The sequence below is a fragment of the Amycolatopsis alkalitolerans genome (assembly GCF_006152065.1).
Lineage (GTDB): Bacteria > Actinomycetota > Actinomycetes > Mycobacteriales > Pseudonocardiaceae > Amycolatopsis_E > Amycolatopsis_E alkalitolerans.
The window spans coordinates 175695-190928 of the sequence record NZ_VDFW01000010.1; the positions used below are offsets into that span (position 1 = coordinate 175695).

Here is a 15234-nt window from a genome sequence, read left to right on the forward strand (position 1 = left end):
GTAGTAATAACGGACCGGGCGGGGCCCGTGGGCCGCATGCCACAGGAGCAGGCGGCCCTGGAACCGCGCTACCGCTTGAGGTACTTGAGGCTGTTGGTCAGCGAACCCGACCACGGGGACGCCAGGTCAAGCCGCCGCAGTTCGTCGGCATGCTGGACGGCCGCGAGTTCCGCCATCAGCCGGGATCGCATCCGGTCGTCGTGTGCGGCGTTCGCCGAACGCAGCGCGCGGTCGAGCCGCGCCTTGCGGAACGGCGTGAACCAGGACGCGCGAGCCAGGTGCGCGGCACGGCGGGCGGCACGGTCGCGGGTGCGGGCCAGCGCGTCCCGCTCGTCATCGCCCAGACCGAGCCGCGACAGGAACCGCTCCTTCAGTTCGCGGCTGACCCGGGACCACGTGGTGACCCGCGTGCGCCGGTGCCTGATCTCGATGCCGAGCGCCAGGTGCAGCATGACCACGCCGAGCACCGGGCCCAGCGTGACCCGCGCGAGCCCGGACACGGGACCGGCCAGGTCGAAGGCCATGTACCCGGACGCGGCACACAGCGCCCACAGGATCAGGCGCGCAGGGCCGGGTTTCCCGGTGCGGCTGCGGATCCCGGCGCGCATCGCGAAACCGCAGGCGATCAGCGCGACCTCCACCACGGCGAACATGGCGGCCCGCTCGTAGACGTTCGCGATCCCGAGCTTCTCCCCGAAGAACCGCCACGAGGTGTCCACCGAGACCAGCAGCGACATGAACGCGACGAGGTAGAAGCCGCGCGAGCCCTCCGGCGGCGTCCGCCTGGGCGGAGCGGTGGTCTCGGTGCTTTCCGGAGCCTGCCCGGTGGGCGGTTCGGTCTGTTCGCCCGCCGGCTCGGCCTTGGCGTCCGGGGCCGCGTCGCCCGCTTCGGCGTTCCGGCGGCTGTCCAGTTCGGTCAGCATCTCCACGGACAGTCGCGGCAGGTCCCCGGTGTCGCCCAGACCGCGCTCCTCGCGCCATTTGTCCACTTGAGCCGATACGTGCGCGCGCTCGCGCTTGGGGTCGGTCACGACCCCGTAGGTCATCAGGAAGGCCAGTACGTCCGATGTCGACGGCCGGTCGAGGGCCTCGCAGGCGTAGCGGATCCTCTCGTCCATCGTGTCCAACATGACCAAGCGGGCAGCGTGGGCGGCGCTGCTGAGGACATCCGCTGAGGCATCCTGCTGGTCGCTCTCAGTTTCCATGTTGTTATCCTTGTTCAGTTCTCATCGGTGGGGGCTCGCGAGCATAGCCGGTCACCGCTCGCCCGTGTTGACCGGCCTGTCGTGGCTAGCCCGGGACGGGGCAGGCCCATGGGCCGCGCCCGGCCCCCGCGATGGTGACCTCCCCGCCGCCTGCCGCCACCGTGCACACGATCTGGTCCATGGCCACTGTGGACAGTCGATCGGCCGGTATGGACGGTGTGACCACGATCGGTCCCGGCGGGACGGCGGTCACCGAGAACGGTGCGGCACCGGGCGGGACCTGGCTGCTCAGCCCGCGCGCACGTTCACTCGCGGTGGGCCCCTGGGCCAGCAGCGCGAGCGTGTCCGCAGGCGAGAGCGGCAGGCCGGCGCGCCGGACGGGGGTGACGTGGCCGCCCGACACCAGGTACAGGGTGATTCCCCCGGGGCGCCCGGCCCCGCCACTCGGCGGGGACGCGCCGACGATGACCCCGCTGGGCTGCACCCCGCATCCGGCGAGGGTGAGTGCCGCGGCCGCGGCGGCCAGTGCCCGGCGAACGCGCCTCATCCCCGCTCCCGACCGGCCCACCGTGGCAGGCGCAGGGTGAACACGGCGCCGCCGCCGGGACTGTTCCCTGCCGCGATGCTGCCCCCGTGCAGGTTCGCGTTCTCCCGCGCGATCGCCAGGCCGAGGCCGCTGCCCGCCGAGCGGGCCCTCGCCGCGTCCGCCTTCCAGAACCGGTCGAACACGCGCGGCAGGATCGCCGGATCCAGCCCCGGCCCGTGATCGCGGAGTTCGACGGTGAGCCATTCCGGATCCGCCGCCAGCGTTACGGAAACCTCGGGCTCGCCGTGCCGCAGCGCGTTGCCGACCAGGTTCGCGACCATGACGTCCACCCGGCGCGCATCGAGCCGGGCCGTGACCGCGGGCGCCAGATCGGTCCGGACCAGGTCCGTCCAGCCCCGTGCCCGCAGGGACGCCTGGATCACGGCGGCCACCTCGACCTCGTCGAGCGCGAGTGCCGCGGTGCCGGAGTCGAACCTGCTGATCTCCATCAGGTCGTTCACCAGCCGGGTGAGATTGTGCGTCTCCTCGCTGACCAGCCTGGCGGCCTTGCCGGCGTCCTCGGGCAGGCGGCCCGCCTCCTCTTCCAGCACACCGGCCACCGCGGCGACCGCCGCCAGTGGCGTCCGCAGCTCGTGCGAGACGTCTGCCACGAACCGCCGCGCGTCGGCCTCCATCGCGCGAAGCCGTTCGACGTGCCGTTCCAGCTCCCCGGCGGTGGTGTTGAACGTCCGTGCCACATCGGCGAGCTCGTCGGTTCCGTGCACGGCGATCCGCGTCCACAACTCCCCTTCGCCCAGCCGCCGCGCCGCCCGGCCGAGTTCGCGGACCGGCCGCAGCACACCACGAGCGGCCAGCAACGCCAGCACGACCGAGAACAGCAACGCCACGCCGCCGGCGAGCGACGCCCGGGTGGCCAGCTGCGCGATGCTGGCCTGTTCGGCGAGCAGGCTGCGCGCGGTGTAGACCTCGATGCCCGACGGCGTCGTCCCGTCCGGGCCTGTGATCAGCAACGGGGTGCCGATGATCAGGACCGGGGCGGCCCCCCACCGCACGCGCTGCCAGGCGATCTTGCCGTCGCCGACCACCGCCCGCAGTTCGGCCGGAATGACCCCGGGGTCGAGCCCGGCGGCGGAGCGCATGTTGTGGTAGATCGCGACCGCGGTGGCGTCGCGATCGGTCACCGCGCCGGCGATTTCGCCCAATGCGGTGGGATCCGGGGCCGGATCGCGCAGCGGGAACAGTGCCTGCAGCCGGGTGGTCATCGCCTGCACGGCGGCGTCCTGCGCCTGCTGCAGGATCAGGTTGCGCGCCAGCACATAGCTGCCGCCCGCCACGGCCACCGCCGTCACCACGGTCAGCAGGGCGAAGGCCAGCAGCAACCGGGCCCGCAGGCCGACGGCGGGCCACCGGCGGTTCACAGCGGCCCGAACCGGTACCCGAACCCGCGCACCGTCTGAACGTACACCGGGGCCGCCGAGTCGTCCTCGATCTTCGTGCGCAGCCGCTGCACGCAGGCGTCCACCAGCCGCGAATCACCGAGATAACCGTGGTCCCACACCGATTCCAGCAGCTGCTGGCGGCTGTGCACGCGGCCAGGCGTCGCGGACAGTTCCAGCAGCAGGCGCAGCTCGGTCGGGGTCAGCCCGACCGGGGCGCCCCGTTTGGTCACCACCAGCGCGGCCCGGTCGACGGTCAGCTCGCCGTGGCGTTCCAGCTCCGCCTGCTCGCGGGCGGTGCGCCGGAGCACCGCGTGGATCCTGGCCTCCAGCACCCTCGCCTGCACCGGTTTGACCACGTAGTCGTCGGCGCCGGCTTCCAGCCCGGCCACCACGTCCATATCGTCCCCGCGCGCGGTCACCATGATGATCGGCACGTCGCCCGCGGCCCGGATCCGGCGGCAGACCTCGAACCCGTCGATGCCGGGCAGCATGAGATCGAGGACCACGACGTCCGGCCGGTCCGCGCGGATCCGCTCCAGCCCCCGCTCCCCCGACTCCGCCGCGTCCACCCGGTGCCCGTGCCGGGTCAGCGCCAGCTCGAGCCCCTCTCGCACGGCGGGATCGTCTTCGATCAGCAACACCCGGGGCACGCCGCCGAGTATCACATCCCGCTCCGCCCCTCGCCCGTCAATGCCGCGGCGAAGCAGGCCAGCGCCGTCGCCAGGAACACCGCACCGAGCGTATCGCTGAGGCGATGCCATCCCACGATCATCGTCGCCGCGGCCACGACGGCGACCGCCGCCGCGCCGGGCACGGCGCACCACCAGCGGGCGCGGGCCGGCAGCACGAGCAGGAACGCGAGCACCACGGCCGCCGCGACCGCGACGTGACCGCTGGGAAAGCTGTTGTGCGTCGTCGATCCGCCCACGTCGAGATCAGGTCGCGAAACCAGCAGTTTCAGCAGCTGCGCGCCCGCGAGCGAGCACCCGATCACCGCGGTGCCCGCCAGCGCGCCGCGGATCCGGCCGGTGAGCGCGCCCACCACGAAGACACCGGCGACCAGACCGGCCAGCACGACCGTGTCACCGAGGTACGCCAGGACATGCCGGGCCAGTCCGAAAAGGACCTCCGAGCGGGGCCTTTCGGGCAGGAACCGCTGATCGAGGCGCTGGCCGCCCGGTGTCCACACGAACACCACGCAGGTCAGCACGAGCGCGAGCAGGCAGGCCACCGCCCCGCCGAGCAGGCGAGCCGACGGACCGCTGCGGCCGGTACGCAAATCGGATATCACGTCGCCAGCATCGGGCACCGATGTCCCGCGCTCGTCCGCGGAATGTCATGGTTGTGTCACAAGCACTGTCGAAGAACCGTGACCTGAGCACGGCGAGACGCGCACATTCCGCGCCCACCGTTGCCGGTATGGACCAACTCCGTGCCCGCGACCGGCTGTTCACCGCCGTCACGCTGATCCTCGGCATCGTGCTGCTGCCCGTGGCCGCCCTGTACCGCCCGCGCCGTGCCCTCGAACTGGCCTGCCGGTGGGCCTTGCGGATGCGCTATCCCGCCGAGGACCTAACCGGGCTGACCGGACGGGCCAAAGCGGCGTTCGCCGCGGCACGCACCGAGGCGTTCTGGCGCCATGGCCGGCTCATCGGCCTCACCTCGGGGTATCGCGATCCCGTCACCCAGCAGCGCCTGTTCGACGAGCAGGTCCGCCGCTCCGGTTCACCGGCGGCGGCGCGGCGGCGCGTGCTGCCCGCGGCGGAATCCGGTCATGTCAGGGGAATCGCGCTCGACGTGCGCCCGCGAGAAGGCGCCGGCTGGCTGGACGAGCACGGCGCACGCCACCACCTCTACCGCACGTACGACAACGAGTGGTGGCATTTCGAACACCACCCCGGACCTGGCGAGCCGTTACGGGTCCCCCACCCCGGCGCACGAGCGCGGTATCACCCCGCGGCCGCTAGCGGGCAGGCCGCCCGGACCTGACCCGCACGCCCGGCTGGCCGCGCCGGTCCAGTTTGTGCCACGGCAGCCTGGCGCCCGCGAGAGCCGTGACCACGGACTGGATCACCACGAGGTACATCAGCTGCCGGTACACGATCTGCTGCAGCGGCAGCGTGAGCAACGGGCGCAGCCGCTCACCGTCCAGTTTGAACGCCACCACACCCGGAACGGCCTGCAGCAGCAGGAATCCCAGCCAGATCGCCGCGATGGACACCGCGTCCTGGGTGAACAGGCCGAAGAAGCCCACCAGGTCGATCACCGGCGCGATGACCTGCAGCACCACCTGGAACAGCACCAGATAGGGCAGGCCCCGCCGGCCCAGCTTGCCGGCCGCACCGCGCTCGATCAGCGCGCGCCGGTGCTTCCAGCTCGCCTGCAGGGTCCCGTAGCACCACCGGTAACGCTGCTTCCACAACTGCCCGATCGTGGCGGGCGCCTCGGTCCACGCCACCGCGTTCTCCTCGTAGGCCACGCGCCATCCGGCGCGCTCCAGCGCCATGGTGAGGTCGGTGTCCTCGGCGAGCGTGTCCACCGAAACCCCGCCGGCGCGCCGGACCGCCGAGCGGCGGAAGGCCCCGATCGCGCCGGGAACCGTCGGCATGCACCGAAGGGTGTCGTACACGCGGCGATCGAGGTTGAAGCCGATCACGTACTCGATGTGCTGCCATCGCCCCAGTAGCCCTTGCCGGTTCCCGACCTTCGCGTTTCCGGACACCGCGCCGACACTCGCGTCGCCGAAATGCGCGACGAGCCGCGCGACGGCGTCGCGGTCGAGGATCGTATCCCCGTCCACCATCACCACGAACTCGGTCCGGGCGGCGGAGAGTCCGCTGTTGAGTGCGGCCGCCTTGCCCGCGTTGGACTGGCGCAGCAGCCGGACGGCGGGCACCCGCCGCCGCAGGCGCCGGACGACCTCGACGGTCCCGTCGGTGGACCCGTCGTCCACCACGATCACGTCGACGGGATGCCGGGACGCGAGCGCCGACCGGATCGTGGCGGCGATCCCGGTCTCCTCGTTGTAGGCCGGGATGATCACGGTGACGCGATCATCGATCCGCCGCGGCGGCCGCCAGCGCCGGGCGCGCCGCACATGCACCGGCGTCACGATCAGCACGACGGCGGACCGCAGCACGGCGAGCGCGGTGGCGGCCAGCAGCAGGAACCGCAGCGCACCGGCGACCCAGCCCGACACCTGCACCGCGCCGATCAGCAACAGCCCGGTGCCCCGGTCGAGGAGGCCGGCCTCGCTGGTGGTCCCGGACACGTTGAGCGCGCCGCCGACCGAGTCGATCCGCCAGCCCCTGTCCCGCAGCGCCGGCAGCAGGCGGTCGAGTGCGGCGGCGGTGCCCACGGAATCGTGCATGAGCAGCACGGTGCCGCGATCGTCCCGGGGCAGGGATTTCGCGACGATCTGCCCGGCCGCTGTCCCGGCGTCGGTGTCCGCGACCACCACCTGGCGTCCGCCGTTGCCGATGCGGAGGATCGCCTTCCACGCGTCGTAGTCGAGCGAGGCCGCGGTCGCCGCGTACGGCAACTGGACGAGGTCGGCGGTGATACCGGCCGCGCCGGCCAGCACGAGATCGGTGGCCCGCAGTTCGAGTTGCACGCGGTCGTCGCCAACCTGGCGCAGATCGGGCCTGGTCATCGTGCCGTTGCCGATTTCGTTGCCCCCGGCCAGGATCCGCCGGACGAGACCGGGATGCCTCGCGGCGTTCGCACCCGTGACGAAGAAGGTGGCGTGGACATGGTGCCTGGCCAGCGCGTCGAGCAAGCCGGGTGTGCTCTCCGGATCTGGTCCGTCCACAACGGTCAGTGCCATCGTGCGGTCCGGCAGGTGCCGCACCGACGGTTCGCGGGGATCGATCACCGAACCGCCCGAGAGCGCGGCGGCCGGGACGAAGTCCCGCGCCCCGCCCGGCTGGATTTCGTGACCGCCCAGTTGCCCGCTGACCAGGAGATCGAAGGTGAGCAGTGCGCAGACGGCCGACAGCAGCAGGCCGAAGAGCAACCAGTGCGCCCGGGGTGCCCGGGCGCCCTTGCGAGGACGCGGCACGACCGTCTCAACCGGACTGACCTGGCCGCGCCGGTGCCGGGGGAACGGGCGTGGCAGGCGAGGCGGGAGGCGTGCTGGGAACAGACGTCAAAGGAGGGCGATCGCGCTCCGCGAACATCGCCGTCGCCAAAAGCAGACCACAACAGCCGAGGACACAACTCGACACCACGGCGAAAATGCGAATCGCGCGTCTGCGGCGGCCGTTCCGGGATACGAAAACCGGACCTGTCCGCGCGCGCCGTGGCCGGAAATTCCGCACCTGGTCACGGTCGATGACCTCCGTGTCCGCCAGTGCGTCCCGATCACGGATCCTGGTGCTACTGCGGTGTTTCAGGCGGTGCCGGTGCATTCTCACTCCGGTTCGGGAACGGGGACGGGGACTCGCTCGAGCGGCGCCCGTACGATAACGTTGCGATTACGGGGACACAAGAGCTGATTTATTTTCCCGCGCTCCCAGAATTTAACCTGAAAGTAGGTAAGAACCAACTGTGCGATCCTTCTTGCGTCGCGTTCGCAGAATTCTGGTGACCGCGCTGGCGGCGGCGCTGCTGGCGGTCTGCGGGGCGGCACTCGGCCTGGACCTGTCGCTGACACGGGTCCCCGCCTTCACCGACTACGGCGGGCGGCTCACCGGCACGGGCGGCACCAACTGGCTGCTGGTCGGTTCGGACAGCCGGGAAGGCCTTTCCGCACAACAAGAACAGCGGCTGGACACCGGGGACACGGCCACGGCTTCGGGTGCGCGGACCGACTCGATCATGCTGCTGCACATGCCTTCCGGGCGGGGGCCGGCAACGCTCGTCAGCCTCCCGCGTGACTCGCTGGTCCCGATTCACGGCTACGGCGAGAACAAGCTCAACGCCGCGTACTCGTTCGGCGGTCCCACGCTGCTTTCCCGGACCGTCGAGGAGACCACCGGTCTCCACGTCGATCATTACCTCGAAATCGGCTTCGGCGGGTTCGCCGGCGTGGTCGACACCGTCGGCGGGGTGCGGGTCTGCCTGCCCGAAGCCCTGCACGATCCCAAGATCGATCTCGACCTCGCACCGGGCTGCCAGTCGCTCGACGGCGCGCACGCGCTCAAGTACATGCGCACGCGCGCGTTCGCCCGCGGCGACCTGGAACGGGTCGAGCACCAGCGGCAGTTCCTCGCGGCGCTCGCCGCCAAGTGCACCAGCCGCCGGGTCCTGCTCGACCCGCTTCAGTCCGTTCCGATGGTGCTGCGCCTTTCCGGCGGCCTTACCGTGTCCGACCACGATCACCTTGACGATCTCTTGCGGCTCGGTGCCGCGCTGACCAGTGGCCTGGTCACCACCACCGTGCCGGTCGGCGGATCGCGGAACCTGCCCGGCGTCGGCGCGGCCCTGTTGTGGAACCAGGAGCAGGCGGCACAACTGTTCGCCGGGCTCAGAACAGGCGGGTGAGCGGCGTGTCTGATCATCGAGTACGTCTCCGTAACCGAGATGGCGGGCAGGGCAAGCGATCGAGCGCTCGCGACGCTGCGTGCTCGTCTCACCTTGTTCAGCGCCGAAGGTCTCGTTTCTGTCACGCTCGCCGACGGGACGTACTGTATGTCCGGGAATCCTTCACAGGTCTACTCAGAGTTGGTAGCGTGGCCCGCGCTGGGGTTGAGCCCGCCTGGGGGCGGCTTTCGCGATGGGGGATTTTCTTTGACAGCAACGGTTTTCTGACGCGCCACGTTCGGCGGCACACGCATCTCACGCGCACGCGCGGATCCCGCGCGCGCTGATCTCCTCACCCACTTTCAGGAGTGCACAGCATGGCTGTAACACATGGTTCGCTGTCGCGCGGGCTCGCAATCCCCCCGGGATCGCACGGCACCGCGGGCAGTTTCGGCCGGATGTTCCCGACCCTGCCCGCGCGCAAGGCCACCGGGCTGGAGGCGGCGAAGAAGGTCGGCCTTCCCGGCGGCCTCATGGACGGCGGACAGACCACCGACGACCAGCAGAACCGGGGATTTCCCTCGGGGTTCACCTACTTCGGGCAGTTCATCGACCACGATCTGACCCTCGACGCGACCTCGTCCTTCGACCGCGGCGCCGATCCAGGCGGCCTGGTCGACTTCCGCTCACCGCGGCTGGACATGGACAACGTCTACGGCAACGGCCCGGTCGTGAGCGCGCATCTGTACGACCCGGGCTCCCATCAGACGAAACTGGCGCTGTCGGCAGACGGCGTCGACCTCGCCCGCACCACCGGCGGCGTGGCGCTGATCGGGGATCCTCGCAACGACGAGAACCTGATCATCGCGCAGCTCCACGTGGCGCTCATCAAGTTCCACAACAGGGTCGTCGACCTGCTGCGTGCCGGGAAGATCACCGACGCGCTCGGGCACCACCTCCCGCCGAAGCCGCCGGACGAGCCCGGCACCGAGCAGCCCGGCGCCCCGCTCGATCAGTTGCTCGACGTCGAGAACTACTACAACGACGTCTTCGCGAGCGCGCAGCGACTCGTGCGCTGGCACTACCAGTGGATCATCGTCCACGAGTTCCTGCCCACCATCGCCGATCCGGGCGTGGTGCACGACATCGAGCGCAACGGCCCGCGCTTCTACCGTCCCGGTGACAGGCCGTTCATCCCGGCGGAGTTCGCGGTGGCCGCGTACCGGTTCGGCCATCCCACCGTGCGTTCGAGCTACCGGGTCAACGAGAACTTCAGCGGCAAGATCTTCCCGGACGACCCGGAGGCACCGCCGGCGCCTCGTACCGACCTCCGCGGCGGGCCGGTCGACGCCGAGCACGCGATCGACTGGAGGCTGTTCTTCCACGTGGGCGGGCACGGAAAGCCTCAGTTCGCGAAGCGGATCGAGGCGAAGCTCAACACGCAGCTGCTGGACCTGCCGGTCAGCGCCATCCCCGGCGCCAAGGACGGTGCGCTGGCGCGCCCGGTCGCCTCGCTGGCCGTGCGGAACCTCCTCCGCAGCGAGACCCAGGGCCTGCCTTCAGGTCAGGACGTCGCGCGCAAGATCGGCGAAGACCCGTTGACCGACGAGCAACTGGGCACCGCGGGCCCGAGCTACCTCTGGTACTACATCCTCAAGGAAGCCGAGGTGCTGGCCCACGGCCGCCACCTCGGACCGGTCGGCAGCCGGCTGGTCGCCGAGGTGCTCATCGGCCTGCTCGACGCCGACCCGACCTCATACCGCTCGGCCTTCCCAGCCTGGCGGCCCACGCTCGCCGAAGGCGACCGCGAGTTCGGCATCGCCCAGCTGCTCCGCATCGCGGGCGTGCTCCGGGAGTGACCGGCACGTGCCTCAGTCTCAAAAGTGAGACCCCGCGGCCCGGGGTCGCGATGCGATGCTGGGCTGGTCGGTGACGGCGATGCGGCCGGGCGGGAGGCGCGATGACGACTGGGCTCGACGAGACGGCGCCGGGCGGGCGGCTCGGCGGCGGGCCGACACCATCGGAAGCACTCCGGCTTTACGAGTCGATGGTCCTGATCCGCCGCGTCGAGGAGCGGCTGAGAGACGACAGTGCCGCGGGCAAGCTGCCGGGAGCCGTGCACCTCTACATCGGTGAGGAGGCGATCGCGGCCGGGGTGTGCGCGCACCTCGAAGATCGCGACTACGCCACCTCCACCCACCGCGGCCACGGGCATTTCCTCGCCAAGGGCGGCGACGTGCGGAAGATGATGGCCGAGATCTGGGCCCGGCGCGAAGGCATCTGCCAGGGCATGGGCGGCTCGATGCACGTGGCCGATCTCGCCAGGGGGATCCTCGGCGCGAACGGGATCGTGGGCGCGGGCCTCGCGATCGCGACCGGCGCCGCGTTCGGCGCGAAGCTCGACGGGGACGGCAAGGTCGCGGTGTGCTTCTTCGGGGACGGCGCCTCGAACCAGGGCGCGCTCATGGAGACCCTGAACGTGTCGGCCCTTTGGGGGCTTCCTGTGGTCTTCGTCTGCGAGCACAACGGGTTCTCCGAGTTCACCCCGGCCGCCGACGTGACGGCCGGGCGCATCGCCGACCGCGCCCGGGCGTTCTCGATACCCGCCACCGAGATCGACGGCAACGACGTGACGGAGGTCTGGCGTGCGGCCGGCGAGGCGATCAGCCGCGCCCGCGCGGGCGGTGGCCCGTCGTTCGTCGAGGCGCGCACCTACCGGATCCAGGGCCATTTCGAGGCCGAGCCCGTCGTGCTCAGCGGCGGCCGCTACCGGGACCCCGACGAGATCGAGTCATGGCGGCGTAACGATCCGATCGCCCGGTTCCGCGCCCGGCTGCTCTCCTCAAGCGTTGCCGACGAGACCGCGCTGGACGGCGTCGAGGCCGCGGTGGCCGAACGCGTGCGAGAAGCCGTGGCCTACGCCGAGGCCGGTCAACCCGCCGATCCCGAACTCGCCGAGAAGCTGATGTTCGCCCCCGAGGAGGCCTGAGGTATGGCTCGCACCCGGCTCATCCAGGCCATCCGCGACGGCGTCGTCGAGGAGATGGAGCGCGACGCGAAGGTCGTCGTCTACGGCGAGGACGTCGAGCTTTCGATCGTCGGCGACCTGCGCGGGGTGCACGAACGGTTCGGTCCCGGGCGGATCCGCAACACGCCGATCTGCGAGACGACACTGACCGGCATGGCGGTCGGTCTCGCGGCGGCCGGTTACCACGTCGTCGTGCAGATGATGTTCTCGAACTTCCTCTACACGGGTATGGACGCGATCGGGAACCAGATGTCGAAGCTGCGCCTGATGACCGGTGGGCAGGTCGAACTCCCGATCACCGTGATCGCCACCTTCGGCGGCGGCGCGGCGAACGCGGCGCAGCATTCGGACACCCCGTACGCGATGCTCATGAACCTCGGCGGGCTCAACGTCGCCGTGCCGACGACGCCCGCCGACGCGAAGGGCCTGGTGAAAACGGCGATCCGCAGCCGGAATCCGTGCTTCGTGCTCGAACCGAACGGCCGGGGCGGCGAGGCCGGCGAGGTGCCCGACGGCGAACATCTCGTCCCGTTCGGGAAGGCGGCCGTGCGCCGGGAGGGCGACGCCGCCACGGTTGTCGCGATCGGGAGGATGCTGAAGCCGGCTCTCGCCGCCGCGGCCTCGCTCGAGACCGAAGGGGTGAGCGTGGAGGTACTCGACCCTCGCACGCTCGTGCCGTTCGACGAGGCCGCGGTACTCGCCTCGGTCGAGAAGACCGGCCGGCTGATCGTCGTCGACGAAGCCCGCGAGTGCTGCTCCGCGGCGAGCCAGGTCGCCGCCGTGGTGGCGGAGAAGGGCTTTTCCCTGTTGAAGGGCCCGATCCGCCGGGTCACGACGCCGAACGTGGCGATCCCGTACGCGCCGAACGCCGAGGCGCACGTGATCCCGGGGAAGGCTCGCATCGTCGACGCCGTGCGTGGCTCGGTCAGCCGCAGCGAGGTGCTCGTCTGACGATGCGCGTGCAGGTCATACTCCCCAAGCTCGGGATGACGATGGAAGAAGCGACGATCGTCCGGTTCTGCCGTCAGCCGGGCGAGGCGTTCCGCAAGGGCGACCCGCTCTACGAGATCGAGACGGACAAGATCAGCCAGGAGATCGAAGCCACCCAGGACGGGGTCATGGTCTCCTATTCGACCGCCGAGGGCACCGACATCGGCGTGGGCGAGCCGGTGTGCCTCATCGAGACCGACGGGGCACCGGGGTGAGGACATGCGGCTGCCTGAGCTGTTCCACATCGGCTGGGTCGTGCGCGACTGCGCCGCCGCGCAGGAGGAGTTGAGCAGGCGCCTCGGCGCGGGCCCGTTCCGGAGCGCCGGCGACGAGTCACGGTTCGACCAGGCACTCGTGTACGGCAAGCCGACCCCGTTCTCGCTGAAGATCGCGTTCGGGGTGCTCGGCGGCGTGCTGATCGAACTGCTCGAACCGCTGGACGACCGGTCCCCGCATGCGGAATTCCTCGCCGAGCGCGGGGAGGGCATGCACCATCTCGCCTATCTCGTGGACGATTTCGACGATCGGCTCGCGGCCGCTCGCGGTAGCGACCTGCTCATCGACGGCACCGGACCGGGCAATCCGGTGCGGTGGGTCTACCTCGACGGGAACGCGACCCGGGGCACCGTCGTCGAGTTGCTGGAACGCACCCCGGCGGCGGAAACGCTCTTCGGCGACTTTCTCGCGCTGACCGGCGGCTGAGATCTTACGGCTCGCCGGTTTTCGCGGTGTCGCGGCGGATGTGGATGGTGTCGCGGAGTAGACGTGTGGCGAAGCAGGCGCCGACTCCCTCACCGGCTCGCATCCGCAGGTCGAGCAAGGGTTCGAGGCCGAGATGACCGAGTACCGCGGCATGCGCGGTCTCGCGGCTGCGTTGCCCGGCCACCAGATGCGCCGCCACGGCCGGTTCCATCGCGACCGCGAGCGCCGCCGCGACCGAGGTGGCCAGACCGTCCATCACCACCGCGACCCCCGCCGCGGCCGCCCCGAGCACCGCACCCGCCAGCACCGCGAACTCCGGGCCCCCGAGCACACGCAACAACACCACCGGATCACCAGAGCCCACCCGGGCCAACGCCGCCTCGACCACCGCGGTCTTACGTGCCAGCATCGCCGAATCCGCACCCGACCCCAACCCGACCACCGCCCCGGCACCGACCCCGAGCAGACCCGCCGCCAGCGCCGCGGCCACCGTCGTGTTCCCCACCCCCACCTCACCCAGCGCCACCACACCCCGCCGCGCGGCCCGCCGCCCCAAGTCCCGGCCCCACCGCAACAACAAGCCCGTATCCGCCTCGCTCAACGCGTCCGCCTCGACCAGATCACCCCGGGCATCGCGCGGCCGCGCACCGATCGCACCCGCGACCGGTGTCGCTCCGACACCCGCATCGACCACCAGCGTCTGCAGCCCCGCGGTGCGCGCCGCGACCACCCCCTGCGCCTGACCGGCCACCGCCGCCGCCATCACCTCCCCGGTCACCCCACCCTCATAGGCGGACACGCCGTGGCGGCACACCGGGTGATCCGCCCCCACCAGCAGCAACGTGCCGCCGTCGCGGTCACCCGCCGGCAACGCCAGCACCCGATCCGCCGCCCGATCCAGCACCCCGAGCGAACCCGGCGGGGCCAGCAACCGATCCGCCTGATCGCGCACCCCGACCACCGCCCGCTGATCGGGCGCACGCAAATGCGACGGCGGCGCCGCGGGTTCGCCGGTCACCGGCCACCGCTCCCGGTGCACCACCGCGGACACCGGCAACCTCCGCGACCACCCCGCCCGCTCCAACCCCGGGTCGGGAGGCCGCTCATCCGGCCAGCCCAGACACAACCAGCCCAACGTCACCACCCCGTCCGGCACGCCCAGCAGCGCGGCCAGATCCGCCGGCTCGAACAACGTCACCCAGCCCAGGCCCAGCCCCTCCGCCCTCGCCGCCAGCCACAGGTTCTCGATCGCGCACGCACACGACCACACATCAGCGTCCGGGAACGTCGCACGACCCAGCACGCCCTCGGCCGGGGTCCGCCGGTCACAACACACCACCACCCCGACCGGCGCCTCCCGAAGACCTTCCAACTGCAGATCCAGCAGCTTGCGGGCGGACTCCGGGTCCAGGCGGGCGGCCTGCGCGAGCCGGGCCCGATCTGCCAGCACTGAGGCCCGCTCACGCGTGCCCGGTTCGGTCACGACCAGAAACCGCCACGGCTGGCTGTGCCCCACCGACGGCGCCGCATGCCCCGCACCCAACACCCGATCCAACACATCCTCGGGGACCGGATCCGGCCGGAACCGGCGAACATCCCGCCGCGCGCCGATGATCCGATACAACGCCTCCCGCTCGGCCACCGGAAACGCCCACCCATCCGGCCGCGAAGCCCGCTCCGCGGCCGAACTCCTGTCACCGATCACCGGCACCGCACGAGGCCACACCACAGGTCGTTCTTCCTCCGCTCCCGTCGCGGTCAATCATCTGAACACACCGCCTAATGAACCGCCCCGGGTCTGATGGAGGCTCACTCGTTGAGTGAGGATGTGGATCATGGCTCGGAGGACGAAGTACTCGC

The 15234-nt window shown here is 71.0% G+C and carries 14 protein-coding genes; 7 read left to right on the forward strand and 7 right to left on the reverse strand.

Going from position 1 to position 15234, the window contains the following annotated elements:
- Positions 1 to 68 precede the first annotated feature (68 nt).
- The 5 genes from FG385_RS14520 to FG385_RS14540 form a co-directional block, all read right to left on the reverse strand.
- Positions 69 to 1118, reverse strand: coding sequence for a hypothetical protein (locus tag FG385_RS14520; RefSeq protein ID WP_235022572.1), 1050 nt, complete (start codon positions 1116 to 1118; stop codon positions 69 to 71).
- Positions 1119 to 1290: 172 nt separating this feature from the next.
- Complete coding sequence (locus FG385_RS14525) at positions 1291 to 1752, reverse strand: hypothetical protein (protein WP_139097234.1); 462 nt, start codon at positions 1750 to 1752, stop codon at positions 1291 to 1293.
- On the reverse strand, positions 1749 to 3170 hold the full coding sequence (locus FG385_RS14530) for a sensor histidine kinase (protein ID WP_139097235.1): 1422 nt from the start codon (positions 3168 to 3170) through the stop codon (positions 1749 to 1751). Before FG385_RS14530 ends, FG385_RS14525 begins: the two co-directional genes overlap by 4 nt.
- Positions 3167 to 3841, reverse strand: a complete 675-nt coding sequence (locus FG385_RS14535) for a response regulator transcription factor (protein WP_200834455.1) — start codon at positions 3839 to 3841, stop codon at positions 3167 to 3169. Before FG385_RS14535 ends, FG385_RS14530 begins: the two co-directional genes overlap by 4 nt.
- An 11-nt stretch (positions 3842 to 3852) precedes the next feature.
- Complete coding sequence (locus tag FG385_RS14540) at positions 3853 to 4482, reverse strand: phosphatase PAP2 family protein (protein WP_160148799.1); 630 nt, start codon at positions 4480 to 4482, stop codon at positions 3853 to 3855.
- 128 nt (positions 4483 to 4610) lie between these two features.
- On the opposite strand from FG385_RS14540, the gene vanY-N reads away from it, so the two are divergent.
- Positions 4611 to 5180 (forward strand): D,D-peptidase/D,D-carboxypeptidase VanY-N, encoded by a 570-nt coding sequence (gene vanY-N / locus FG385_RS14545; RefSeq protein ID WP_139097238.1) that lies wholly within the window; start codon positions 4611 to 4613, stop codon positions 5178 to 5180.
- On the opposite strand, the gene FG385_RS14550 is transcribed toward vanY-N, so the two are convergent.
- The gene (locus tag FG385_RS14550) at positions 5155 to 7251 is read right to left on the reverse strand and encodes a bifunctional polysaccharide deacetylase/glycosyltransferase family 2 protein (RefSeq protein ID WP_139097239.1); all 2097 of its coding nucleotides are present in this window, start codon (positions 7249 to 7251) and stop codon (positions 5155 to 5157) included. The two genes, vanY-N and FG385_RS14550, sit on opposite strands and share 26 nt — an antisense overlap.
- Before the next feature lie 524 nt (positions 7252 to 7775).
- Here FG385_RS14550 and FG385_RS14555 point away from each other — a divergent pair.
- The 6 genes from FG385_RS14555 to FG385_RS14580 all read left to right on the forward strand — a co-directional run bounded on the left by FG385_RS14555 (position 7776) and on the right by FG385_RS14580 (position 13374).
- Positions 7776 to 8675, forward strand: a complete 900-nt coding sequence (locus tag FG385_RS14555) for an LCP family protein (RefSeq protein WP_200834456.1) — start codon at positions 7776 to 7778, stop codon at positions 8673 to 8675.
- A 356-nt stretch (positions 8676 to 9031) separates the two neighbouring features.
- Positions 9032 to 10513 (forward strand): peroxidase family protein, encoded by a 1482-nt coding sequence (locus FG385_RS14560; protein ID WP_139097240.1) that lies wholly within the window; start codon positions 9032 to 9034, stop codon positions 10511 to 10513.
- 101 nt (positions 10514 to 10614) lie between these two features.
- A complete protein-coding gene (locus tag FG385_RS14565) occupies positions 10615 to 11643 on the forward strand; it encodes a thiamine pyrophosphate-dependent dehydrogenase E1 component subunit alpha (RefSeq protein ID WP_139097241.1) in 1029 nt (342 codons plus the stop codon).
- 3 nt (positions 11644 to 11646) lie between these two features.
- Positions 11647 to 12633, forward strand: coding sequence for an alpha-ketoacid dehydrogenase subunit beta (locus FG385_RS14570; RefSeq protein ID WP_139097242.1), 987 nt, complete (start codon positions 11647 to 11649; stop codon positions 12631 to 12633).
- Between the two features lie 2 nt (positions 12634 to 12635).
- Complete coding sequence (locus tag FG385_RS14575) at positions 12636 to 12887, forward strand: lipoyl domain-containing protein (protein WP_139097243.1); 252 nt, start codon at positions 12636 to 12638, stop codon at positions 12885 to 12887.
- Between the two features lie 4 nt (positions 12888 to 12891).
- Positions 12892 to 13374: a VOC family protein gene (locus tag FG385_RS14580; protein ID WP_139097244.1), complete on the forward strand. Its 483-nt coding sequence runs from the start codon at positions 12892 to 12894 to the stop codon at positions 13372 to 13374.
- 4 nt (positions 13375 to 13378) lie between these two features.
- On the opposite strand, the gene bluB is transcribed toward FG385_RS14580, so the two are convergent.
- A complete protein-coding gene (gene bluB / locus FG385_RS14585) occupies positions 13379 to 15103 on the reverse strand; it encodes a 5,6-dimethylbenzimidazole synthase (protein WP_139097245.1) in 1725 nt (574 codons plus the stop codon).
- Positions 15104 to 15234 lie beyond the last annotated feature (131 nt).

Coding starts and splice junctions, on each gene's coding strand:
- vanY-N (WP_139097238.1), top strand. CDS start 4,611: ATGGACCAACTCCGTGCCCGCGACCGGCTGTTCACCGCCGTCACGCTG.
- FG385_RS14575 (WP_139097243.1), top strand. CDS start 12,636: ATGCGCGTGCAGGTCATACTCCCCAAGCTCGGGATGACGATGGAAGAA.
- FG385_RS14570 (WP_139097242.1), top strand. CDS start 11,647: ATGGCTCGCACCCGGCTCATCCAGGCCATCCGCGACGGCGTCGTCGAG.
- FG385_RS14560 (WP_139097240.1), top strand. CDS start 9,032: ATGGCTGTAACACATGGTTCGCTGTCGCGCGGGCTCGCAATCCCCCCG.
- FG385_RS14565 (WP_139097241.1), top strand. CDS start 10,615: ATGACGACTGGGCTCGACGAGACGGCGCCGGGCGGGCGGCTCGGCGGC.
- FG385_RS14520 (WP_235022572.1), bottom strand. CDS start 1,118: ATGGACGAGAGGATCCGCTACGCCTGCGAGGCCCTCGACCGGCCGTCG.
- FG385_RS14580 (WP_139097244.1), top strand. CDS start 12,892: ATGCGGCTGCCTGAGCTGTTCCACATCGGCTGGGTCGTGCGCGACTGC.
- FG385_RS14525 (WP_139097234.1), bottom strand. CDS start 1,752: ATGAGGCGCGTTCGCCGGGCACTGGCCGCCGCGGCCGCGGCACTCACC.